The following is a 22,154-nucleotide window of genomic DNA, read 5'->3' on the forward strand; positions in this document are numbered from 1 at the left end:
TGCAAAAGATGCTATTTGTGATTAATCCTGCTGCTGGACGCAGCAGTTTACGCGACACGTTAATGAGTGTGGTGAAGATTTTTTCAGATGCGGATTACCTGGTAACGCTTTATATCACGAAGTGCTCCAGAGATGGACAGGCGCAGGTGGCTGCTTGGGCCCATCAATATGACGTCGTGGTCTGCGCCGGTGGTGACGGCACCTTAAATGAGGTTGTCAACGGTATTCTGTCAAACGGAGCAGATGTACCACTTGGTTATATCCCCGTCGGCACAACGAATGACTTTGCCACCAGCCATCAGCTGAGCCGTATTCCACGACAAGCGGCACAACATATTGTGGACGGTCAACCATTTGGCCATGATATTGGTGAATTTAACGGGGTTTATTTTACATATGTGGCGGCTTGTGGCCTGTTTTCTGATGTTTCCTTCTCAACGCCACAAGCCTTGAAAAATGCCTTTGGACGTTTCGCTTATTACTTTGAAGGGGCGCGAAAAATTCAGGAAATCACCCAGGATTTTCCTCTAAATCTGACCGTTGATGGGGAAGAAATCAATGGCAAATATTGTTTTTTGGCCATTGCCAACTCTTTGTCTCTTGGCGGCGTTCTTCAATTCCCTGAAAATCTGGTTTCCCTTTCAGATGGTATTTTAGAAGTTCTAGCAATACGCGCACCGCAAAATCCAATTGAATTTCACAATTTGATGCGGGCCATGGTGGAGAAAGATTACAACAATAACTTGATCCGTTGTATTCATGGGAAAGAAATACGCGTACAGAGTGATATTCCTTTAGCTTGGACGCTTGACGGCGAATCCGGAGGGGAGCATACGGATGTCACCATTCGTGTCTGCAAACAACAGATTCGATTGATTTACTAACAGATAAATGACAATGAAGGATGGTAGCCGTTTATGATTCAATTTCAAAACGTAAAGAAGCGGTTTAAAAACGGTACAGTTGCGCTGGAGGACATCAATTTAACCATACACGACGGTGAATTTGTCTATATCGTTGGTATGAGCGGGGCCGGAAAGTCCACCTTGATTAAACTGCTGCTGAAAGAGTATGATGTTTCAGCTGGGCATATCACAGTTGATGGCTTGCGTCTGGACCAGATTCCCAGGTGGAAAATTCCTGCTTACCGACGCAATATTGGCTTTGTTTTTCAAAACTTTCGACTCCTTTCAGATCGTACCGCTTATGAAAACGTGGCTTTTGCCTGTGAATGCATGGGCTTGAGCAGCCGGGAGGTACGGCGCAAAAGCAGGGAGGCCCTGCAATTTGTCGGATTACGGGACCGGATGCGTCACCGTCCGGATGAATTGTCTGCCGGTGAACAACAGCGGGTGTCCATTGCGCGAGCGGTTATCAATAATCCGCGCATTGTCATTTGTGATGAACCGACAGGGAATTTAGACCATCAAACCGCTGCCGGAATTATGCAACTGATGGAAAATATTCATCAAACAGGTGCTACGGTACTTATGGCGACCCATGACAGACGTTTGATGGACAACCATATTCATCGTGTGGTCAGTTTAGCCGATGGGCATATTGTTGGCGATACACGACCGACTACAAGGGGGCTACGCCATGAAGTGGATTAATCATATGATGTACGGCCTGCGCGATACCTTTCGGGCGCTCACACGCCATAAAGCCATGGCCGGTTTGACGACACTGACCATAGCCATTACTCTTTTTATTCTCGGTGCGGTGATTTTATTTGCCTTAAACAGCCAGGCTGCGTCTCAAAAGGTTGAGTCTGAACTGGAAATGGTGGCTTATCTCAAGCAAGATTTGGATAATGAAACCATTGCAAAGTTGGGTGATGAGATTGCCAAACTGCCTGAAGTTACAACGGTTAAATTTGTCAGCAAAGAAGAGGCCATTGATAATTTAAATGCGCGTTTTCAAGCCGATGATAATTTAAAAGAATCGCTTGAAGGTGATAACCCCCTACCGGATTCTTACCGGATAAAATTAGAAAATGCCCAGGACAGTACTGCTGTAGCCAATAAAATCAAAGGTATGCAGGGCATTGAAGAGTTGCGTTATGGTGAGGACTTGGTACGTAATGTGGTCCAATTAAACCATTCTGTCAAAGTTTTTGTGCTGATTGCGGTTTTATTGATGCTTTTTGCCGCCTTATTTTTGATCAGCAGTACCATTAGCTTAACAGTTGCCGGCCGGCGGGATGAAATTTACATCATGTCTTTAATTGGGGCAACCGGCGGGATTATTCGCATGCCATTTTTTTTAGAAGGGATTATCATTGGGGCAACCGGTTCAATCCTCTCTATTGCGGCCTTGTATTTTGGGTATAGTAAATTAGAGATGTATATTTCTCATTTATTGCCATTTCTACCCATTTACGTGAATATGCCTGTTATTTATGCTTTGATGGGCGTTCTGTTGGCCATTGGCATCGTTTTAGGCGCTGTCGGCAGTGCATTTGCAGTTCGCAAGCATTTGAATGTGTAATTTAAACAGCACACGTATGTGAAGTGTGCTGTTTTTTTATAAGGAGGCTCTACTTATGGATCAAGTTCTTTCCGTTGCTCTCCAGCCAATTATCGATGCCGGACCGCGCATTGGTATTGTTTTAGGATCCGGATTAAATAACTTTGCCGAGGAAATAAATAACGCCATCTCCATCCCTTATACAGATATTCCGGGTTTAAAAGCTTCTACTGCACCGGGTCATCGAGGCCGTTTCGTTGTCGGGCACTTGTCGGGTGTGCCGGTATTGGCTATGCAGGGGCGGTTACATTATTATGAAGGATATCAAATGTCGGATGTGGTCTATCCCATTCGCTTGATGCATCGCCTGGGCATTCGAACCTTGCTCTTGTCGAATGCTGCTGGAGGAATTAACGAAAATTTTTCAGTTGGCGATTTAATGCTGATTAAAGACCATATCAATTTTATGGGCACCAATCCGCTGATCGGTCCGGTACAGGCTGACGAACTGCGGTTTCCGGACATGACCTATGGATATGACCCTGGTTTACAGGATATTTTTCGAAATGCAGCTGCAGACCTGGGCATTTCTTTATGCGAGGGCGTTTACCTGGGTACGTCAGGACCCAGTTATGAAACGCCTGCGGAAATTAGAGCCTTTCGCAGCTTAGGTGCTGATGCCGTTGGCATGTCAACGGTGCCGGAGGTCATTACGGCTAATGCGCTTAAAATGAAAGTGGCAGCTGTGTCCTGTATTGCTAATATGGCGGCCGGCATTTTACCGGAACGTTTAACAGAAGAAGATGTCTTGGCGGCGGGGAAATTGGTTGAGAAAAAATTTTCCGCTTTGCTTCGCCGGGCAGTTGAATCTCTGGAGGAATAGAAATGAAAGGAAACTTTAAATCGCTACCTCCGGCTTTATCGTATGACCCATCTACCAATACGATGATCATCATCGATCAAACGGCTTTGCCTGGCCGCCTGTCTCTAAAAAAATTGACGACCATTGATGATGTTTTCTATGCCATTAAAAATATGGAAGTGCGGGGCGCTCCGCTTATTGGGCTAACAGCAGCTTACGGTTTACTGCTGTACGCCAATACAATCCGAACCGACGACCGCCTCTTCTTTTGGAGCCAAATGAAATCGGCTGCAAATTACTTAAAAAGCGCACGCCCCACTGCAGTGAATCTTTTTCGGGACGTTGACTGCGTTATGTCTGTGTTTCGTACATTGGCAGGTGCACCAGTTGAAAAAATTATTGATGAGATTAAATTTCGTGTGGGGATTTTAAAAGAAGCAATCATCAAACAAGAGAATGCCATCGGAAAGACCGGGGCAGCTTTCTTGAAAGATGGCGACACGGTCATGACCTATTGTAATGCAGGGGCACTGGCAACCGGCGGTAAAAAAGGAACCGCTTTGGCGCCTATTTATACAGGTCATGAAATGGGGTTAAACTTATCGGTCATCGCTTGTGAAACCCGGCCTGTTTTACAGGGGATGCGCCTCACGGCATTTGAATTGGCGAAAAATAATGTTCCCGTACAAGTCATTTGCGACAACATGGCGGCCACGGTCATGAAACAACAACCCATTGCCGCAATTTTTGTCGGCGCAGACCGCATTGCTGCAAACGGTGATGTGGCAAATAAAATAGGTACCTATGGGCTAGCCACCCTGGCCCTTGCGCACCAGGTACCTTTTTATGTCTGCGCCCCAACCTCTACATTAGATCTGGATCTGCCATCGGGAGACGCCATACCGATTGAACAGCGGGATGGTGCAGAATTGACGGATTTATGGTTTGCCTCGAGCATGGCCGTTCAAACCGCATCGGTTTACAATCCTTCATTTGATGTCACCCCTTATCACATGATTACAGGCGGAATTATTACAGAAAACGGATTTTGGAAACCGGAGGCCCATCATGGTTGACTGGCTGGCAGAACGAATGTTGGTTGAAGCGGCACACGCACTGGCGCAAGATCATTTGGTAACCGCAACGGACGGCAATTTGAGCATGCGGTCTAGGGAGACCTACCTGATTACGCCAAGCGGTTGCGAAAAGCGCGCCTTAGAGGTGAAAGATCTTAGCCATCTGACCATTGATGGAAAGCTGGTTGAAGGTCCGGCCCCCAGTAGCGAATGGGCTTTTCACCTGGCCATCTATGCTAAGCGTCCGGAAATAAATGCCGTCTGTCATGCCCACCCGGACATGGCCACTGCTTTGGCATCGCAAGATTTAGCAGAGCGTCCGCGCCTGTTATTTGATGCCGAAAGACGGTTTCCCCGGATCGCTTATATTCCACGCCTCGCACCAGGCAGCGCGGAATTGGCGGAAGCCGTGGGCAGGGCTGCTGCGGAATGCGATGCGATTTTACTAGCGGATCATGGTGCCATTACCTGGGGAGAAAACCCGCAAGTAGCAGTTCACCAGATGGCAGCTTTAGAGCGGTGGGCCCGGACAATCTGTATTTTGGAAAACCGCTGCATGTAATTTATTTTTCTACCCTGTTGTGTTACAATTAATAAATGACGGAAAAAGGAGGGGTATGTCATGCAATTCGAGAATAACTTGAGTGCCATCCGGGCCTTACAAAACGATTTTACGGTGGTTGGTACATCTATTTTTGCTGATTTTCCGGAAACGTTTAATTGTTTTGAAGTCCTAAGCGCCTTCCAATTGCCTAAGCTCCTTTTCCCGAACGCAACGGATCCCGAACGGGTAAAGCGCTTTTGCATCAACAGTTCCTTGGTATTTTTAGCCGTCAAAACGCATATATTGACCATGGACTTAACCTATTCGGAAACAGAGAAAAAGCTGGAAATGGCCGTCTTAAACGGGGATTTGTTGAGCGGCCGATTTGCAAAACGGATGATAATAGATGATGAGTTGGACTTGCTGAAAGAGTGGCTTGACCGCCTTCTGCCCTTTTACAGTGATTTAACGGATATGAGCTTGGCGGGAGTCGACAAATCAGAGCGGATGCTATACTGTTCCAGCAAGCTTTTAACCAATCAAATTGAAATTGGGGCCACACACCCTTCGTTTGGCGGAACGCCTCAAGTTGTGCGGACTCATGTAGACGACTTGGCGGAAGGCCTTGTCAATAAAAATTGGGATAATTTATTAACGGCGGTGTCATCAAATGAGAGCCTTTTAGTTGCGGCGCAAAATTTAATTCACTTGCAAAAGCAATACGCCAAGCTGCCGTTGAATCGGTTTTCTATTTCCACACTGGAGGCAGAAAAGACAATATGAAAAATATCCTTCAGCATGCATTTTTGAAAAAAAGACTCAGTCAAGTGGAAGCCTATCTAATGGATTTTCTGTCAGATGGCCCGGCCTTTATTAGTGAACAGGCGAGTGGCAACCTGTCTGCAGGCGGGAAACGCTTACGGCCTGCCTTTGTCATCATGTCCTCAGAATATTATAACCGTTTTGATGACAACATCATTAAAGTTGCCTCCATGTTAGAATTGATTCATATGTCGTCTTTGATTCATGATGATATCAATGACAATGCCGATTTACGTCGCGGTCGTCAGACCATCCATACGGCTTTTACAAATGACGTCGCAGCCCATGTTGGCGATTATATTTTAATCAAAGCCTTGCGACATCTTTTTGAGGTACCCAACCATGAGCGCATTTTAGACCTTATTGCCGATACGGCGGTGGAAATGTGCAAAGGCGAAATTGCTCAGTTGAACTCTATGTTTGACTGGGAGCAAAGTGTTGCAGATTATAATTATCGAATTGAACGAAAAACGGCACTGTTAATTGCCATTTGCTGCCAAATGGGCGCTGTTATGGCAGAAGCCGGTGCATCTGATGAGAATGCCTTTTATCAATATGGGTATCATTTGGGCATGGCCTTTCAGATGAAAGATGATTTGTTGGATTTCTTAAACAGCGATGCTGAAGTTGGCAAACCGACAGGTAAAGATTTGGAAACGGGCTTAATCAATTTGCCGACGATTTTGCTCTTGAATAAAGATTTTGCTGAAAAAGAACATGTGCGTCATCTTATTAGCACTCAATTCCCGAATGGCGAAAAAGATGTAGGCTATATAGTGAGCTTAATCAAACGCGAAGGCTGTTTTGCTGAAACGGAAAAGATTATTTTAAATCATATTCAACAAGCCAAAGATGTTCTGACGCAGTTGGAAAGGAAACCCATTACCGATTTAATGCGGTCGGGCGCGGATTTTATCTATGAAAGGGCTTATTGATGTCATTTGACAATGTTTTTCATTTTGATCTTACCGGGGCGGATTGCTTGATTGTCGGTGGCGGTAAGGTGGCGTTTAGGAAAGCGGGCTCGCTTATTGCAGGCGATGCCCGGGTAACGGTGGTTGCCCCAAAACTGGCTGCAGATTTTACGCGCCTCCCGGAAGAAGGCTATGATTGGATTGCGCGTGAGTTTTTGCCGTCTGATCTTGCCGACCGTCAATTTGTTTTTGCTGCAACAGATGATCGCGCTTTGAACAAGACCATTGCACAGGCCTGTCGCGATAATCGTATTCCAGTTAATGTGGCCGATAGCCGTTCAAATAGCACTTTCATTGTTCCGGCAGTCCTTCAAAAAGGAGACTTAACCGTTTCTGTAGCGACCAACGGCAAAAATCCGGGCTATTCACGGGCCCTTAAATCTTATTTGGACGACGTTCTCGATGACCGTTTATTGGAAGCGCTGGCCGTTTGGTCGGATGTGCGTGAAACAGTAAAGGTACGCGTGCCGGATCAATCTGAACGCGAACGTATTTTACGATCCGTCCAACTGGTGGAGCTGGTGGCTGCATTGGAAAATGAAAGCAAAGATAATGTGTATAGAAAGGTGATCAAATGTCTATTATTGTAATAGGCTTAAACCATAAGAGTGCGCCGGTTGAAGTACGTGAACGCGTATCTTTATCCCGTCCGCAGATTATCAAATATAGCCCCATCGTGCGTGAAATTCCGTCCTTTAGCGGGTGTGCCATTTTGTCAACCTGCAATCGGACGGAAATTTATTGTAATACTGAAACACCGGATGAGGCCATAAAAGATATTCTTAACTTGGTCGCGCAACGCAGTCAATTTGACATAGAGGAATTAAAACAATATATATACATATTTAAAGGAGAAGAAGCTGTTCGCCATCTTTTTACAGTTTCAGCCGGTCTGGACTCCCTGGTATTGGGCGAATGCCAAATTCAGGGACAGGTTCAAGATGCTTATGACGTTGCCCTGCATGAACACCTGTCGGACAGCATCATCAACACCTTATTTATGAACGCATTGACCGTTGGTAAAAGGGTTCGAACAGAGACGCAGGTGGATCGTCAGGCGGTGAGTATTTCCAGTGCAGCCGTTGAAATGGCAAAATCTTTCTTTGGGGAGTTAGAAGGGAAAAACGTACTTGTTCTAGGCGCCGGGGAAACCAGTGAACTCACGTCACGTCACTTGGTCAGTAACGGCATTACCAGCATTATGGTGGCCAACCGCACCTATGAACGGGCGCAATGGTTAGCTGATGAAATTGGCGGCAAAGCAGTGCGGTTGGATCACCTGCAAGCCTATCTTCCGGATGCGGATTTAATCATCAGTTCTACCGCCTCGCCAAAATATTTTATCGAAGCAAAAGATTTGTCACCGTATTTAAACAATCGCCAGCGACCGCTTCTCATTATTGATATTGCTGTACCGCGTGATATTGAGCCAGCGGTCGGCGACTTGCCACATGTCACCTTGTATGACATCGATGATCTTCAAACAGCCGTCAACCGCAATAAGGCCTATCGTGCAAAAGAGGCGATTGCAGCACGGGATATTGTTCAAGAAGAATTAGATGATTTTCTCTTTTGGTTGGACACTTTATGGGTTGTACCGACCATTGTGCGTATGAGGGAGCAATTAGCGGATATTAAAGAAAAAGAAATTCGCAAGGCAATCAATCGCATCGACAACCCGAGTGAGCGTGAGGTACAGATTATAGAGCAAATGGCCAACAGCATTGTCAACCAATGGCTGCACACGCCCATGACCAATATGAAACGCTTGGCCGGTAAGCGGATCGACCAAATTGATTGCTATATTCGGGCAATTAACGATCTCTGGGATTTAAAACAATAGGGGGACTTATGACGATTAAAAAACATTGTCGCGTTGGAACGCGCTCCAGTCAATTGGCCTTATGGCAAACCCGGCATGTGATTGTGGAACTTGAGAAACGATTTCCTGAAACGGCTTTTGAAGTGATTGAAATGTCGACCAAGGGGGACCGCATTCTCAATCAAGCGCTTTCGGCGATTGGCGATAAAGGGCTGTTTACGCGGGATTTAGAAGACGCCATGCATTCCGGGGCCATTGATTTTGCAGTACACAGTTTAAAGGATATGCCAACTTTACTGCCGGACGGGCTAGGCTTGACTGCCATGCTGTCGCGTGAAGATCCACGTGATGCGCTATTGGCAAAAAATGGCATTACAGATATCATGGATTTACCGCAGCAAGCCATCGTGGGCACCAGTAGTTTAAGACGAAAAGCCCAATTACTAGCCCTACGGCCGGATTTGGACATACGGGATTTGAGAGGCAATGTACAAACCCGCATCCGCAAATTTACGGAAGGACCCTTTCATGCCGCCATTTTAGCCAGTGCCGGCTTAAAACGCATGGAAATGGACGAACACATCGCCGCCTATCTGCCAACAGAGCAATTTATTCCTGCAGTCGGTCAGGGCATTGTGGTGGTCGAGTCACGCCTTGACGATGAGGACATGTTGGAAATGCTGGCGCAGGTAAATGACAGGTCTGCTGCCACTTGTGCCCAGGCTGAGCGAGCTTTTATGCGGCGTCTGGAAGGCGGCTGTCAGGTACCCATCGGGGCTTTGGCCCATATTAAAGATAATCATTTAACTGTTCGTGGATTTTTAGGCCGGGTAGATGGTTCTGAAGTGATTATCAAAGAAAAGCAGGGGCTTATTTCCGATGCGGAAGCCGTAGGCACTGCCTTGGCAGAGGATATGCTATCCGGAGCCGGCCAATCAATCTTGGCCGCTATCCGTGAAGAATAGGAGCGTATATGAATAAGGGAATGGTATACTTAGTCGGCGCAGGGCCGGGGGATGTCGGCTTGATTACCTTAAAGGGCCTGAAAGCAATTCAAACGGCAGATGTTATCGTTTACGATCGTTTGGCAAATTCTCGGTTGTTGAGTTTTGCCAAACCGGACTGCCAGATGATTTATTGCGGAAAAACACCGGATCATCATACTTTAAAACAAGATGAGATTAATGCGCTGTTGGTTGATTTAGCGGGTAAACACCAGGTTGTCACGCGGTTAAAAGGTGGCGATCCTTTTGTGTTTGGACGTGGTGGTGAAGAAGGGGAAGAACTGCGTAAAGCCGGGTATGATTTTGAAATTGTGCCGGGCATTACATCTGCCATTGCTGTGCCGGCCTATGCGGGCATTCCGGTGACCCATCGTCATCTGACATCAACGTTTACAGTGATTACAGGCCATGAAGACCCCACCAAGGATGACAGTCAGATCAATTGGCAAAGGTTGGGAGAAGACCCGGGCACCCTGATTTTTCTGATGGGCGTGGGGAGATTACAAGGCATCGTCAGTCAGCTAATGCGCTACGGCAAAGATCCCCATACGCCGGTGGCCTTAATTCGCTGGGGAACGCGTCCTGAACAAGCGACGGTAACCGGCACGCTGGAAACCATTGTAGAAGTGGTTGAGGCCGCAGGCTTTACGTCCCCAGCCATCATCATTATCGGCGATGTGGTTGGCATGCGGGACACACTGGCCTGGTTTGAGAACAAGCCGCTCTTCGGCCAGCGTATCTTGGTAACGCGCGCCAGAGAACAAGCCAGTGCTTTATCGGAAAAGATAGAGGCTCTTGGCGGCGAGGCGATTGAAGCCCCGATGATTCGTATCAAACCGGCCACAGACCAAGCTCCACTTCAAAATGCTGTGGCCAATATTGATGTTTACGATTGGATTATTTTCACCTCGACAAATGGTGTCAGATACTTTATGAAGGCACTGATGGCAGCTGGGAAGGACGTCCGCGCCTTGGCAGGGGCCAAACTTTGTGCCATTGGCACAAAGACAGCGGATGCCTTGCTGGGATACGGCCTTCGCGTTGAAGTGATGCCGGAAGTTTTTCGTGCTGAAGCGGTAGCTGAGGCATTGCAAGGACATATCAGTTCAGCTGGTCGGGTGCTGATTCCCCGCTCAAACCTTGGCAGAGCGGTTTTGGTGGATGAATTGGAAAAAATGGGCATGGAGGTTGATGATGTCATCGCCTATGAAACAGTTCAAGCAGATCTTCCCGAAGGTGGTTTAGCTGGCCTGCTTCAAGAAAATCATGTGAATGCTGTGACCTTTACCAGCTCATCAACAGTGAAAAATTTTATGCGCCTATTGGCCGACAAGTCTTTCTTGCCGGCGTCGTTTAAAATTGTCTCCATTGGACCAATCACAAGTCAAACATTGGCTGAATATGGGCTGAAGGCTGATATTGAAGCAGATCCCTATACAATAGATGGTGTGGTTGAAGCACTGGTTGCATTAACAAAATCACAAAAGGAGTCTTAATATGAATTTAACACATCGCATGCGTCGATTGCGCCGTACACCGGCTATTCGGCGCATGGTACAAAGCGTATACATTCATCCGGAAGACATGATTTACCCGATATTTGTCACGGAGCTTTCCGATAAACCACAAGAGGTCAGTTCCATGCCTGGTGTATGGCAATTCCCCTTGGACGATGTTTTGACTGAAGTGGACCGATGTGTGAATGCGGGCATTGAAGCCATCATGCTTTTCGGCTTGCCTGCTGAAAAAGACGAAAAGGCCTCACAAGCATACGCACAAGATGGGATTGTGCAAAAAGCCATTCGTAAAATCAGAGCGGCTTATCCGGAGTTAATCATTACGACAGATGTCTGTCTTTGTGAATACACCAGTCATGGCCATTGCGGAATGATTGCTGCTGATGGTGATGTGCAAAACGATCCGACGCTCACCCTGCTGGCCAAAACAGCTGTGAGTCATGCTGAAGCCGGTGCCGATATTTTATCGCCGTCAGACATGATGGATGGCCGCGTGGCTTTTATCCGCCAGGCACTGGATGACGCCGGGTATCAGAATGTATCCATCATGGCTCATTGCGCTAAATTTGCATCAGCTTTTTTCGGGCCTTTTCGCGACGCGGCAGATTCAGCACCCCAGTTTGGTGATCGCAAAACCTATCAAATGGATCCAGCCTCCGGTGCACGTCAAGCCTTAGAAGAAATTGCTTTGGACGTCGATGAAGGCACGGATTTTATCATTGTTAAGCCGGGGCTGGCTTATCTGGATTTGGTCAGCCAAGCCGCCGAAAATTTTTTGCAACCCATTGTCACATATAATGTGAGCGGTGAATACGCCATGGTAAAGGCAGCTGCTGAAAAGGGTTGGATTGATGAAAAGAAAGTTGTCATGGAAATGATGTACGCCTTTAAACGCGCTGGCGCAGATATTATTATCACCTATCATGCTATTGATGTGGCCAATTGGCTAAAGGAGGAACAAGCATGAGCTTAAATTATGATAAATCAAAAGCCGCTTATGAAGCGGCCAATAAAGTCATCCCTGGTGGTGTCAACAGTCCTGTTCGTGCATTTCGCGCTGTTGGTGATTACCCCATCTTTATTGAAAGCGGTCAGGGTGCTCATGTGACCGATATTGATGGCAATGAGTTGATTGATTTTATTTGCTCCTGGGGCCCGCTTATTTTTGGTCACAACGATCCTGTGGTTCAAGAGGCTGTTATGTCTGCTGTCCAAAAAGGGACAACTTTTGGTATGCCAACGGAAATTGAAACGCTTATGGCGGAAAAAATCGTTGAACTGATTCCATCCATTGAAAAAGTGCGCATGGTGTCTTCCGGGACGGAAGCAACCATGAGCGCTCTTCGCCTTGCCAGAGGGTATACAGGTCGGGATAAGATCGTCAAATGTGGCGGCTGCTATCACGGGCATGCAGATCACCTGTTGATTCAAGCCGGTTCCGGCGCCTTGACCTTTGGCGTACCGTCCAGCCCGGGTGTTCCTGAGAACATTGCGCACGAAACCCTCACGGCCACCTACAACGATATCGACAGCTTTAAAGCTCTTTTTGCCGAATACCAAAATGAAATTGCAGCGGTTATTATTGAACCGATTCCGGGAAATATGGGACTGATTCTTCCGGAAGAAGGATTTTTAGAAGCCTTACGCGAATTAACAAAAGAAAACGGCAGCTTATTAATTTTTGACGAAGTTATTTCAGGTTTTCGTGCGTCTCTCGGCGGCGCTCAAAAACGATTTGGTATTATGCCGGATTTAACCTGCCTGGGTAAAATTATTGGTGGTGGTCTGCCGGTTGGTGCCTTTGGCGGTCGTGCCGATATTATGGATCACTTGGCACCGGTCGGTGATGTGTATCAGGCCGGTACCTTATCTGGTAACCCCCTGGCCATGAAGGCTGGCTATACAACCCTTTGCGAACTGCAGAAGCGCAATCCTTATGCCGACTTGGATGCAAGAGCCAAAAGACTTGAAGAAGGATTGGCGGCTGCAGCTGATGCCCATGGTGTGCGCGCAACTATCAATCAGGTCGGTTCCTTACTAACCGTATTCTTTACAGATCGTCCGGTGCACACCTATGCAGATGCACAAACATCATCTGTCGACCAATACCGGATCTTTTTCCAAGCCTTGCTGGCCGAAGGCATCCACTTGCCGCCCTCTCAGTTTGAATGCTGGTTTATTTCCACCGCCCATACGGATGCGGACATTGAGAAAACCATCCAAGCTGCTGAGAAAGCTTTTGCCGCCGTTGCCAAGGCATAATGGCAATGGCGAAAGGTAAATTTTATTGTCAGACATATGGCTGCCAGATGAATGAGCACGATTCAGAAATCATGGCGGGCTTGCTTAGTGAAAGCGGTTATGTGCCTTGCGAGATTAGGGAAGATGCTGATGTTATCATCATCAACACTTGTTGTATCCGAGAAAAGGCTGAACATAAGGTCCTGAGCCTGCTTGGCGAGCTGCGCGGGCTTGTTGAGGAACACCCTGAAAAAGTCGTTGCGGTAACTGGCTGTATGGTGCAACAAGCAGATATTGTGCCTAAAATACGGCGGGCCTGTCCTCATGTGAAGCTGATCATTGGAACGCATAACTTCCATCGCATTGCTGAATACGTAGACCGTATTCGGGCAACAAATGAACTGATCTGCGATATTCCCACTGAAGAGCTGTTGATTGAAGAAGCCTTGCCAACCATGCGCGAATTTCCGCATAAGGCATTTGTCAACATCACCTATGGCTGCAATAATTACTGCACCTACTGCATCGTGCCCTATGTCCGCGGTAAGGAACGCAGCCGGGATTTAGCGGATATTCTGGATGAAGTGCGCCAATTGGTGAATGATGGCGTTAAAGAAATTACTTTTTTAGGGCAAAACGTCAATTCCTACGGCAACGATTTGGTCGATCCGTCTGCGAATTTTGCAAGGCTTTTAGAGGAAGCAGACCAGGCGGAGGGGCTTGAACGTATTCGATTCATGACCTCACACCCAAAAGATTTAACCCAAGCGGTCATCGATGTGATTGCTAAGAGTCATCATATCTGTCATTACATCCACTTGCCTGTTCAGGCGGGAAGCAATGCCGTTTTACAACGGATGAACCGGCGTTATACCAGAGAGCATTATTTGCAACTGGTTGCCGCCATCCGTCAAGCGCTGCCGAATGCAGCATTAACGACGGATATTATTGTCGGCTTTCCGGGAGAAACAGAAGATGATTTTATGAGCACCTTATCCCTTGTGGAAAAAGTCGGGTTTGACAATGCTTTTGCCTTTGCTTATTCGCCACGCGCCGGAACCCCGGCTGCAAAGATGGCAGATCAAGTGCCTTTTGAGGAAAAAAAAGAACGATTGGCGCGTTTAAATAGCCTTTTAGCCAAGTGGTCGTTAATTAGGAACCAAGCTTATATCGGTAAAAAGGTTAAAGTCTTGGTAGATGGGGTAAGTAAAACCAACGAGCAGATTTTAAGTGGCAAAACAGATAGCGGTAAAATTGTGCTTTTTGAAGCCCCCAAACACTACGTTGGCCGGTTGGTTGATGTGGAAATTGAAACTGCTCAAACTTGGATTTTAAAAGGTAAAGTGACGTTTGATGATTTGGAGGTATAAAATTGAGTATCTTAGATAAAGCGAAAGAATTGGCAGATGCTATTTCCGAAAGCCCGGAATTGCGTCGGGTTAAAGAAACGGAATTACGGATTATGATTAACATGGATGCGCGGGAAATCGTTGAAGAATACCAAAACATTCAAACCGATGCCATCAACTCGGGTGTGAATTATGAAGATCTTCCTGAAGAAAAGAAAGAACGGTTGCAGTATTTGGAAGAACAAATGAACAGCAATGAAATCATTAACGAATATCTGTCTGCAAACCAGGAATTAAATCAAATTTTAGAATCTGTGAATATGGTTATTACCGGTGCTTTAAACGGCAATCAGAGCGATTGCTCCAGCTGCTCCAGTTCTGGAGACTGCGGTGGCAGCTGTCCTTCAGGCCATTAAAATTAAATTATTATGCCGACAGAAATCAATTGATTTCTGTCGGCATTTTGCTTATTATTAAATTATTATAGGCTATGGCGAATGAAGAAAGTTATGAAAGGTGAGCTATCATGAAAAAAACATCATGGTTATTGGTAACGATCCTTTTATTTGCTGTTTTTGTTTTCCCGAATAATGCATTTGCCGAAGAATTATCAACAGAAGAAGCGGTTTATGCTCTCTTACAGCACAATATTGTTAAAATCGATATTGATCCAAAGGCATTTGATCAACGGCTGGAGGATATCGGTATGACTTATGCTGCTTTTGATGGTTATAAGCACAGTTTAAAGTATTATTACTACAAAGAACGTCCAGGGGAATATTATATTCACGTTGTTTTAAACCCGGATGAAGGCATCAAGCGTCTGGCTGTTTTTGAAAAAATCCAAGGCATTCGCTCTAAAGCGCTGGAAACGCCGGGCCCTGTAACCCAGTTAGAGTTTGCCAATAATTATTTAGTGGATCACGTGGCTTATGATGACGCGGTTTATGAGTCGTATTTAAAAGGCGCACCAATGACGGATTTATCTCCATGGTCTGCTGAAGGGGCTCTTTTAAACGGAAAAGCGGTATGTGAAGGCTATGCCGGTGCATTTATGATGATTTGTGATCAACTGGGCATTCCTTGTGTCAAGGTAAACGGTGAACTTAATGGCATCCCGCATACTTGGAACAGTGTTTTTATTGAATCTATCCAAGATTGGTTAAATGTTGATGTGACCAATAACGATCCCGGCAATACTGAGGTACCAGAAGGGTTCAGGACCCATTTGTTTTTATTAACAGACGATCAATACAGCAACTATGGCTACCAATGGAATAAAAAGAGGGCCCAAGCCATTAAAGATATTCGCTTCCCGTACTTGGTTGGCAATCAATTAGATTACTTACGGCGGGAAAAAATTATTGTCGGCCGTGGTGGTGCCGATTTTGCTGCAGCAGCGCAATTAACACGTGAAGAGCTGGCAGTCATCCTCGTTCGCATTTCTGACAAAAACCTGTCCCAGCCGGCTCAAACATCAACAATACCAGACGTATCAGATTGGGCGCAAGAAAGCGTGCAAATCTGCAAAGCAAATGGGCTTATGGTTGGGTATCCGGATGGCAGCTTCAAAGGAAAAAATCCGGTTAGCAAACAAGAGTTGGCGGCAATTATGCTGCGCCTCAGCAAGGTGCCAAGCAATGCTTACCGCTGGGAGACCGTTGAACAAACAGCCGTCGCCCATGATTTAATGAGTGCTGGTCGTACAAGCGGCATTATCACTGCAACAGCCAGCCGGGCCGATATATTTGATGTCTTATACCGGCTGCTCCACCAATAATCCCCTATAGTAAAAAGCCGATGCCAGCAACGCTCTGTAAGGGCGTTCTAGCATCGGCTTTTTTATAAACTAAGATCAGTCACCGCAAAGCGTTTCACCAATACCCGCATGTATGACTAAAGTCGCAATATTATCTCTGGATGTGGCTTCTTTGTTTATGAGCACCAAGGTATCCCCTTTGAAGTAATCCAACAAACCGGCTGCCGGATAAACAACCAAGGAGGTCCCGGCAACGATCATCATATCTGCCGCTTCTATGGCACGGACCGATTCAATTAGTGTCGTAGAATTCAAGGCCTCTTCATAGAGAACTACATCCGGTTTTACAATGCCATTATCTTTGGGGCAACGGGGAATGCCTTCCGTTTCTCCAATAAAGTCCAAATCATAAAAAGCACCACAGCTGGTACAATAATTGCGCAAGACGGAGCCGTGCAATTCCAGTACTTTTTTACTGCCCGCCATTTGGTGGAGACCATCAATATTTTGTGTGATGATGGCTTTCAATTTACCGCTGGCTTCAAGTTCAGCCAGTTTTTTATGGGCACAACTGGGGCCATTGTTTGGCGCCAGGGAAAAGGACCGATAAAATTCAAAGAATTCCTCTGTATGGTTTTCAAAAAAAGAATGAGACAGCATCGTTTCAGGCGGATATTTAAAATCCTTTCGATGGTAAAGCCCGTCCGGACTCCGAAAATCCGGAATGCCACTTTCAGTCGAGACACCAGCGCCACCAAAAAATACAATATTATCATGGCTATCAATCAATTTTTTTAATTCGGGATGCATAAAATCACCCTTTCTTTTTTATCTACACCCCATCGATATGTTACAATAAGAATAACGTGAAAGCCCTGAACAGTCAAAGAAAAGAGTTGTATTGTGTATAATATCGTCTTATTTGAACCGAGAATCCCGCAAAATACCGGCAATATTGCGCGCACCTGCGCTGTAACCGGATGTGCTTTACATCTTATCAAGCCTTATGCATTTGAGATTACCGAAAGAAATTTACGGCGCGCCGGATTAACCTACTGGGAGATATTGGACTTGTATGAGTACGAAAACTTTGAGGATTTCATGAACCGTAAAAAATCCGGAACCGTACATCTGATGTCCAGCAAAGGAACGCGACTTTATACAGAGACAGTCTTTCAAGATGGAGATTACCTGCTCTTTGGTCGAGAAGATACCGGTGTAACAAAAGAGATCCATACCGCATTAGCGGCTAATGAATGCCGGATTCCCATGCTGGATATTCCGGAAGCCCGATGTCTTAACATTGCCACCTCCGTTGGCATTGCCTTGTATGAAGCCTTGCGTCAGAATGGTTTTAATGAATTGAGGTAAGTAATGATAGATTTTCCGCTTAATTCAAATGTTGCCATGAAAGAAATACAGATTGAAGATATCCCCGGATATTGTTTTCGTCCAAAAAATCTGGCCGCACCATATCCAAGCATTGTTTTCTATCATGGTTGGCAATCCAATGCCCAGCGCCAGCGTTTTCGCGCAGGTCTTTTAGCTTCTTTTGGCTACCAGGTCTTTATTGTTGATGGCCCCTTTCATGGACAGCGGGGGGCCATTGCCGATACGCCGGAAAACGTTGCCGCCTATTTTTGGCGGACCATTGACTTGGAGGTTGATGAATTTCAACTTTTGCGCAAAGCCATCGTTCACCAGTATGGTGCAGATCCGGAACGTCTGGCCGTCATGGGGCATTCCATGGGGGCACTCATTAGCCTGGCGCTTATGACCGTTTATCCGGATATTGTCTGCTCGGTAGCTTATAACGGTGCAAGCGATTGGCAGTGGTTAGAGGACAACATGGCTTCTCGATGGCATACAACGATGACCGCCATTCGGGAAAGGCGGTCATCATTAGGAGACATTTCATACTATTCCAGTCGATACAACCCCTGGCAAGACCGGACAAAATTATTGGAGCGCCCCCTTCTTTTGACCAATGGCGAAGAAGACAAAACCATTCCCTACGCTGCCAACTTGCGCCTGGCCGATTATCTCAAACAGCATAATACTGATTCGAACGATTTCCATCATGAGATTTATGAAGGCGTTGGTCATCTTGTAACAGATCGAATGCTGGCAGATGGCATTTCTTTCTTGAAACGATACTTGTAATTTAAAACGCATTAAAAGCACAAGAATGTCCTTTTAAAGTATCATCATATTGAAGTTTGTTTATGGCCAACTTTTCTTTTGCCACGCTAATGACCCATTGCTGGATGGAATAGGCATAAATTAGAGCTAGAAATCACCTGGAATCCTTGACAATTTTTAGGAAAGATAGTAGTATATATATTGCTTGTCGGGGCGTGGCTCAGCTTGGTAGAGTGCTGCATTGGGGTTGCAGAGGTCGCTGGTTCAAATCCAGTCGCTCCGATACGTTAATAAAGCAGGTTTGCGGATTTTTCGCGGACCTGCTTTTTTTCGTTTTTAGGGGTTGTACAGTTCTGTGTACAGTGGTTACGCCAAAATAGCAGATATTTTTTCCAGTTGGGCGTCTAGGAGGTCGGTGGAAATGTCGATGTAATAGTCGGCGGTGGTGGAGATGTCTTCGTGGCCCAGGAGCTCTTTTACGATGCTAATATCTGTTCCTTGTTCGACTAGGCGGGTGGCGAAGGTGTGGCGAAGGGTATGGTTGGTGATGTCGTCGGGGAGGCCGGCTTTTTTCAGGAGGCGTTTTAGGTGTTTTAGGACGTTGGTTTGGCAGTAGGGGGTTAGGTTCGAGGTTTGGAATATGAAGGTGTTATTTGTCCAGGGCTTGCCTGCGATGAGATGGAGTTCCTTCAGGCGGGTTATTTGCGCTTTTAAGGCGGTCTTTAGCGGCGGAGAGAGGGGTAGGTATCTATCTTCCCAGTCTTTTGTTGTGGGGAGGTTGTGGACTGTGTAGTGGCCTTGGCGGGGCAAGGTATGGGATACGTGGATGGCGTTTTTGGTGAAGTCTATGTCTTGGATATTTAGGGCTAAGGCTTCACCTATTCTTAGCCCTGCGCCGAGCATGGTCAGGTAGATGGGGGTGAAGGGGTCGGTGGGGGATAGGGTTGTTAAGAATTTTTCCTGCTCTTCGTGGGTTAGGACGCGAGGGCGGGTCTTTTTGATTTTGGGCTTTTTACATTTAGGGGCTGGGTTCTGTGGGATAATCTTATAGTCCACGGCTGCGTCCAGGGCTTGGCTGACGATGGCGTTTAATTTCCGGATGGAGGCGGGGCTTAAGTCTTTGGAACGGTCGTTATAGTAGATTTGGAGTTGCATGGTGTCTAGATCTTTTAGGGTGATATGGTCTAGGTGGGGGACGATTTGATTGCGGAGGTAGCTTAGATAACTAGTATAGGTGGAGGGCTTTGTTTGGTCTTGCTTGAAGGTAATGAGCCAGCAATAGATCCATTCTGCGGTAGTCATCTCTTGGAGGTCTGTTTGATAGGCGTGCTGGCTTCTTTCGAGCTTTAGGTACATTTGCTCTTCGTAGCTGGCCATGCGGGCTTTGGCGGCTTTCTTTGTGGTAGCGTAAAAGGCTTTGCATTTCTTTTCGCCGTCTATTAGGTAATGGCGTTCGGCTACGAATTTACCGGCCATTCTGCCGGTTTTGCGCTTGAAGAAACTACCCTCTCCTAAAGGGGTAAACTCATACATAAAAGGCTCCTTTCTTTATCGTTCAAGCACATATGTTCCCTGCCGAGGCTAAAAAAAATAAGACTTGTAGATAAGGTCTACTGTCCAGGTAGGGACGCCATAGTAGCGGGCGAGTTGGGCGCTTGTATAATCAGCAAATCCCTCGGGGATTTTTTCGGGTAGAATGAGGGCGGCTGAAAAGATGTCTGCTCTGCGCTCGATGTAGTTATTTTTGCTAATGTAGGGGTCAATATATAGCTTATTTCTGGCCTTATCCATGAAATAGTGTCCTAGCTCATGGCCGAGGATAAAGCGTGTTAAATAAGGATCTAGGCTCTTCTGGATGGCTATTGTATGCATGCGGTGGGTATGGACATGGAGACCTGTGACGCCGCGGCTCAGGGCTGTAAACAGAATATGGATATCCTTGGCGATGCAGATGGATTCTGCGTCGCCATATTTGTTTTTCAGCTTTCTAGCAAGACTGATCGCTTGCTGGGCTGCGGCGTCGTACATAGGTCACCTACTTATGCTTGCTTGAGATTATTTATCAAAGTTAACAGTAAAAGTCACTTTTTCTCCGAGTGTAGAGAAGTTTTCATCATGAGGGGCATCTGCTGTGAAAGTAATGGAGGTTATTTCTTCGGCGGGAGAATCAAGGATAAAGTAAACTTGCCCGTTCTTTTCGATGTTGCCAATGTAGTCTCCGCCAACATCATCACTTAGCAACAAATCAGCTTCTTTCTGCTCTTTAGTATTTGTTGTGATAGTTCCTTGGTTAAGATAAATCGAATTCGTTGCATCTGATTTGTTTTCGGATTTAAAAGCGAGTGTTATTGCTGTTACCTTATCTTTGCCTCCAAACATTTGCTTAAAATCCGGACTTGGCTCAAGGGTCATTACTTGAGCGTCGGTTAACTCAATATCAAAGGGACCAGTGGTCACTTTATCGCCAATCCCCTTTTTCTGATGAACTATCTTAGATTTTCCGACTTCTGATTGCTCCGTCTGCCCGGTGCGATCTTTACGGTCCTTTGCTTGTGTTTCGTGTTGGACAGAAGATGCTTCTTCAGAACTCTTTGCAGGTGATGCTTTGTCTGCTCCGCTACCACAACCAGCTAGGGTAGTTAGTGCGACTGTTAGCAATAATGCCATGAGTTTTTTTGCCATAATAATTCCTCCTTTTTGATTAAACCGGCGCCAAATTTTGTGATAACATTCGTATTTCTTTAGCGTTACCTTTTTTATTAGCGCTGTAATAAATAGAAAATTCTTCTGGATCTAACTCCTTGTACATAGAGTGGATGACTTCATGGTTGTCATAAGTAATGATATACGGGCACTTGATGGTAGCTTGAACCGTATTAGCTAAATCCTGGTGATCTGAGTGCTCAAATGCATTTAAGTAAAGAGTGGGTCCCTTGGCATAATAAGGGGGATCAATAAAAACAAACGTGTTTTTAGTATCAAGGTTATTAACTTCATTATGGATGAAGTCAATGGCGTCTTTGTTAAATATGCTAATAACGTTTTTGAATTCGGAAATACGCTTGATTCGCTTTATTAAATCAGGTTTATTAAATCGGCAGTTCATTTTATATTTACCAGTTTGCTTGTAACCGCCAATCACACCGCCCATAATAATGCCAGATACATTCGTACGGTTAAGGAAAAATGTAGATAAAGCTAAATCAAAGAGGTTAGCAGCACTTTTATTACTTTGAACTTCTTTTTGTTTGTACCATTCGTTCATGGTTACCGGGATGTCAGCGATTGCTTCGCAAAAGGCATCTGTATCGTTTAAAATCGTTGCCCAAAAAGCAAAAATAGACCTATCTAAATCATTTAATAGCAAGCGAGATATGTTACCTTTTAGCAGTAACTTTAAGGCTAATCCTGCTCCGCCAGCAAAGGGCTCACAGTAGGTACACCCAATCAAATGATTATTTTCTAAGAGAGCAACGGTGTAATTGTAGAGCTTCGATTTGCCGCCTGGATATCTCAAGGGAGAGTAGTAGGTAGTCATTTTATCGCCTCCTTGAGAATAGTATAAAGCTTATC

The 22,154-nt window shown here is 45.8% G+C and carries 24 protein-coding genes and 1 tRNA gene; 20 read left to right on the top strand and 5 right to left on the bottom strand.

Annotation, left to right across the window (positions count from 1 at the left end; translation table 11 throughout):
- The first annotated feature begins 8 nt into the window (after positions 1-8).
- From BLQ16_RS00125 to BLQ16_RS00205, 17 genes are all read left to right on the top strand, one after another.
- A complete protein-coding gene (locus tag BLQ16_RS00125; protein WP_242868926.1) occupies positions 9-884 on the top strand; it encodes a diacylglycerol/lipid kinase family protein in 876 nt (291 codons plus the stop codon).
- A gap of 33 nt (positions 885-917) precedes the next feature.
- Entirely contained in the window at positions 918-1,613 is a 696-nt protein-coding gene (ftsE, locus tag BLQ16_RS00130) for a cell division ATP-binding protein FtsE (RefSeq protein ID WP_091790730.1), read from the top strand.
- A complete protein-coding gene (ftsX, locus tag BLQ16_RS00135) occupies positions 1,600-2,490 on the top strand; it encodes a permease-like cell division protein FtsX (protein WP_159427903.1) in 891 nt (296 codons plus the stop codon). Before ftsE ends, ftsX begins: the two co-directional genes overlap by 14 nt.
- Positions 2,491-2,545: 55 nt before the next feature.
- Entirely contained in the window at positions 2,546-3,352 is an 807-nt protein-coding gene (locus BLQ16_RS00140; RefSeq protein ID WP_091790732.1) for a purine-nucleoside phosphorylase, read from the top strand.
- Between the two features lie 2 nt (positions 3,353-3,354).
- On the top strand, positions 3,355-4,407 hold the full coding sequence (mtnA, locus tag BLQ16_RS00145; protein WP_091790733.1) for an S-methyl-5-thioribose-1-phosphate isomerase: 1,053 nt from the start codon (positions 3,355-3,357) through the stop codon (positions 4,405-4,407).
- The gene (locus tag BLQ16_RS00150) at positions 4,400-4,969 is read left to right on the top strand and encodes a class II aldolase/adducin family protein (protein WP_091790734.1); all 570 of its coding nucleotides are present in this window, start codon (positions 4,400-4,402) and stop codon (positions 4,967-4,969) included. Before mtnA ends, BLQ16_RS00150 begins: the two co-directional genes overlap by 8 nt.
- A 60-nt stretch (positions 4,970-5,029) precedes the next feature.
- Positions 5,030-5,734, top strand: a complete 705-nt coding sequence (locus BLQ16_RS00155) for a hypothetical protein (RefSeq protein ID WP_091790735.1) — start codon at positions 5,030-5,032, stop codon at positions 5,732-5,734.
- 23 nt (positions 5,735-5,757) lie between these two features.
- Positions 5,758-6,708, top strand: a complete 951-nt coding sequence (locus tag BLQ16_RS00160) for a polyprenyl synthetase family protein (RefSeq protein WP_159427904.1) — start codon at positions 5,758-5,760, stop codon at positions 6,706-6,708.
- The gene (locus BLQ16_RS00165; RefSeq protein WP_091790737.1) at positions 6,708-7,337 is read left to right on the top strand and encodes a precorrin-2 dehydrogenase/sirohydrochlorin ferrochelatase family protein; all 630 of its coding nucleotides are present in this window, start codon (positions 6,708-6,710) and stop codon (positions 7,335-7,337) included. Before BLQ16_RS00160 ends, BLQ16_RS00165 begins: the two co-directional genes overlap by 1 nt.
- The gene (gene hemA / locus BLQ16_RS00170) at positions 7,322-8,590 is read left to right on the top strand and encodes a glutamyl-tRNA reductase (protein ID WP_091790738.1); all 1,269 of its coding nucleotides are present in this window, start codon (positions 7,322-7,324) and stop codon (positions 8,588-8,590) included. Before BLQ16_RS00165 ends, hemA begins: the two co-directional genes overlap by 16 nt.
- 8 nt (positions 8,591-8,598) lie before the next feature.
- Positions 8,599-9,534, top strand: a complete 936-nt coding sequence (gene hemC / locus BLQ16_RS00175; protein WP_091790739.1) for a hydroxymethylbilane synthase — start codon at positions 8,599-8,601, stop codon at positions 9,532-9,534.
- Between the two features lie 8 nt (positions 9,535-9,542).
- Positions 9,543-11,069: a uroporphyrinogen-III C-methyltransferase gene (cobA, locus tag BLQ16_RS00180; protein ID WP_091790740.1), complete on the top strand. Its 1,527-nt coding sequence runs from the start codon at positions 9,543-9,545 to the stop codon at positions 11,067-11,069.
- 1 nt (position 11,070) lies between these two features.
- Positions 11,071-12,057: a porphobilinogen synthase gene (hemB, locus tag BLQ16_RS00185; RefSeq protein ID WP_091790741.1), complete on the top strand. Its 987-nt coding sequence runs from the start codon at positions 11,071-11,073 to the stop codon at positions 12,055-12,057.
- Positions 12,054-13,352 carry a glutamate-1-semialdehyde 2,1-aminomutase gene (gene hemL / locus BLQ16_RS00190; protein WP_091790742.1) on the top strand — a complete coding sequence of 433 codons (1,299 nt, stop codon included), beginning with the start codon at positions 12,054-12,056 and terminating at the stop codon, positions 13,350-13,352. The genes hemB and hemL overlap by 4 nt, the downstream gene beginning before the upstream one ends.
- A complete protein-coding gene (miaB, locus tag BLQ16_RS00195) occupies positions 13,352-14,701 on the top strand; it encodes a tRNA (N6-isopentenyl adenosine(37)-C2)-methylthiotransferase MiaB (RefSeq protein ID WP_200781846.1) in 1,350 nt (449 codons plus the stop codon). Before hemL ends, miaB begins: the two co-directional genes overlap by 1 nt.
- 2 nt (positions 14,702-14,703) lie before the next feature.
- Positions 14,704-15,096: a YlbF/YmcA family competence regulator gene (locus BLQ16_RS00200; RefSeq protein ID WP_159427905.1), complete on the top strand. Its 393-nt coding sequence runs from the start codon at positions 14,704-14,706 to the stop codon at positions 15,094-15,096.
- Positions 15,097-15,206: 110 nt separating this feature from the next.
- Positions 15,207-16,460, top strand: coding sequence for an S-layer homology domain-containing protein (locus BLQ16_RS00205; protein WP_091790744.1), 1,254 nt, complete (start codon positions 15,207-15,209; stop codon positions 16,458-16,460).
- A gap of 75 nt (positions 16,461-16,535) precedes the next feature.
- Here the strand turns inward: BLQ16_RS00205 and BLQ16_RS00210 are convergent, their stop codons facing one another.
- Entirely contained in the window at positions 16,536-17,249 is a 714-nt protein-coding gene (locus BLQ16_RS00210) for an NAD-dependent protein deacylase (RefSeq protein ID WP_091790745.1), read from the bottom strand.
- A gap of 93 nt (positions 17,250-17,342) precedes the next feature.
- Here BLQ16_RS00210 and BLQ16_RS00215 point away from each other — a divergent pair, with 93 nt between their 5' ends.
- The 3 genes from BLQ16_RS00215 to BLQ16_RS00225 all read left to right on the top strand — a co-directional run bounded on the left by BLQ16_RS00215 (position 17,343) and on the right by BLQ16_RS00225 (position 18,864).
- Positions 17,343-17,810 (top strand): tRNA (cytidine(34)-2'-O)-methyltransferase, encoded by a 468-nt coding sequence (locus tag BLQ16_RS00215; RefSeq protein ID WP_091790746.1) that lies wholly within the window; start codon positions 17,343-17,345, stop codon positions 17,808-17,810.
- 3 nt (positions 17,811-17,813) lie between these two features.
- Complete coding sequence (locus BLQ16_RS00220) at positions 17,814-18,602, top strand: alpha/beta hydrolase family protein (protein WP_091790747.1); 789 nt, start codon at positions 17,814-17,816, stop codon at positions 18,600-18,602.
- A 188-nt stretch (positions 18,603-18,790) separates the two neighbouring features.
- A tRNA-Pro gene (locus BLQ16_RS00225) sits at positions 18,791-18,864 on the top strand.
- Positions 18,865-18,947: 83 nt separating this feature from the next.
- Here BLQ16_RS00225 and BLQ16_RS00230 read toward each other — a convergent pair.
- From BLQ16_RS00230 to BLQ16_RS00245, 4 genes are read right to left on the bottom strand one after another with little or no spacing between them, the layout of a single operon-like run.
- Entirely contained in the window at positions 18,948-20,114 is a 1,167-nt protein-coding gene (locus BLQ16_RS00230) for a tyrosine-type recombinase/integrase (protein WP_091790748.1), read from the bottom strand.
- Positions 20,115-20,162: 48 nt separating this feature from the next.
- Positions 20,163-20,609, bottom strand: a complete 447-nt coding sequence (locus tag BLQ16_RS00235; RefSeq protein ID WP_091790749.1) for an ImmA/IrrE family metallo-endopeptidase — start codon at positions 20,607-20,609, stop codon at positions 20,163-20,165.
- Positions 20,610-20,636: 27 nt separating this feature from the next.
- Complete coding sequence (locus tag BLQ16_RS00240) at positions 20,637-21,263, bottom strand: hypothetical protein (RefSeq protein ID WP_091790750.1); 627 nt, start codon at positions 21,261-21,263, stop codon at positions 20,637-20,639.
- A gap of 19 nt (positions 21,264-21,282) precedes the next feature.
- The gene (locus BLQ16_RS00245; RefSeq protein WP_091790751.1) at positions 21,283-22,119 is read right to left on the bottom strand and encodes a DNA adenine methylase; all 837 of its coding nucleotides are present in this window, start codon (positions 22,117-22,119) and stop codon (positions 21,283-21,285) included.
- Positions 22,120-22,154 lie beyond the last annotated feature (35 nt).

Origin of the sequence: Peptococcus niger (assembly GCF_900101835.1) — a bacterium.
Taxonomy (GTDB): domain Bacteria; phylum Bacillota; class Peptococcia; order Peptococcales; family Peptococcaceae; genus Peptococcus; species Peptococcus niger.

What these genes read in the sequence shown, in the direction of transcription:
- BLQ16_RS00125 (WP_242868926.1), top strand. Translation starts at nt 9, where the DNA reads ATGCTATTTGTGATTAATCCTGCTGCTGGACGCAGCAGTTTACGCGAC.
- ftsE (WP_091790730.1), top strand. Translation starts at nt 918, where the DNA reads ATGATTCAATTTCAAAACGTAAAGAAGCGGTTTAAAAACGGTACAGTT.
- ftsX (WP_159427903.1), top strand. Translation starts at nt 1,600, where the DNA reads ATGAAGTGGATTAATCATATGATGTACGGCCTGCGCGATACCTTTCGG.
- BLQ16_RS00140 (WP_091790732.1), top strand. Translation starts at nt 2,546, where the DNA reads ATGGATCAAGTTCTTTCCGTTGCTCTCCAGCCAATTATCGATGCCGGA.
- mtnA (WP_091790733.1), top strand. Translation starts at nt 3,355, where the DNA reads ATGAAAGGAAACTTTAAATCGCTACCTCCGGCTTTATCGTATGACCCA.
- BLQ16_RS00150 (WP_091790734.1), top strand. Translation starts at nt 4,400, where the DNA reads ATGGTTGACTGGCTGGCAGAACGAATGTTGGTTGAAGCGGCACACGCA.
- BLQ16_RS00155 (WP_091790735.1), top strand. Translation starts at nt 5,030, where the DNA reads ATGCAATTCGAGAATAACTTGAGTGCCATCCGGGCCTTACAAAACGAT.
- BLQ16_RS00165 (WP_091790737.1), top strand. Translation starts at nt 6,708, where the DNA reads ATGTCATTTGACAATGTTTTTCATTTTGATCTTACCGGGGCGGATTGC.
- hemA (WP_091790738.1), top strand. Translation starts at nt 7,322, where the DNA reads ATGTCTATTATTGTAATAGGCTTAAACCATAAGAGTGCGCCGGTTGAA.
- hemC (WP_091790739.1), top strand. Translation starts at nt 8,599, where the DNA reads ATGACGATTAAAAAACATTGTCGCGTTGGAACGCGCTCCAGTCAATTG.
- cobA (WP_091790740.1), top strand. Translation starts at nt 9,543, where the DNA reads ATGAATAAGGGAATGGTATACTTAGTCGGCGCAGGGCCGGGGGATGTC.
- hemB (WP_091790741.1), top strand. Translation starts at nt 11,071, where the DNA reads ATGAATTTAACACATCGCATGCGTCGATTGCGCCGTACACCGGCTATT.
- hemL (WP_091790742.1), top strand. Translation starts at nt 12,054, where the DNA reads ATGAGCTTAAATTATGATAAATCAAAAGCCGCTTATGAAGCGGCCAAT.
- miaB (WP_200781846.1), top strand. Translation starts at nt 13,352, where the DNA reads ATGGCAATGGCGAAAGGTAAATTTTATTGTCAGACATATGGCTGCCAG.
- BLQ16_RS00205 (WP_091790744.1), top strand. Translation starts at nt 15,207, where the DNA reads ATGAAAAAAACATCATGGTTATTGGTAACGATCCTTTTATTTGCTGTT.
- BLQ16_RS00210 (WP_091790745.1), bottom strand. Translation starts at nt 17,249, where the DNA reads ATGCATCCCGAATTAAAAAAATTGATTGATAGCCATGATAATATTGTA.
- BLQ16_RS00220 (WP_091790747.1), top strand. Translation starts at nt 17,814, where the DNA reads ATGATAGATTTTCCGCTTAATTCAAATGTTGCCATGAAAGAAATACAG.
- BLQ16_RS00230 (WP_091790748.1), bottom strand. Translation starts at nt 20,114, where the DNA reads ATGTATGAGTTTACCCCTTTAGGAGAGGGTAGTTTCTTCAAGCGCAAA.
- BLQ16_RS00235 (WP_091790749.1), bottom strand. Translation starts at nt 20,609, where the DNA reads ATGTACGACGCCGCAGCCCAGCAAGCGATCAGTCTTGCTAGAAAGCTG.
- BLQ16_RS00240 (WP_091790750.1), bottom strand. Translation starts at nt 21,263, where the DNA reads ATGGCAAAAAAACTCATGGCATTATTGCTAACAGTCGCACTAACTACC.
- BLQ16_RS00245 (WP_091790751.1), bottom strand. Translation starts at nt 22,119, where the DNA reads ATGACTACCTACTACTCTCCCTTGAGATATCCAGGCGGCAAATCGAAG.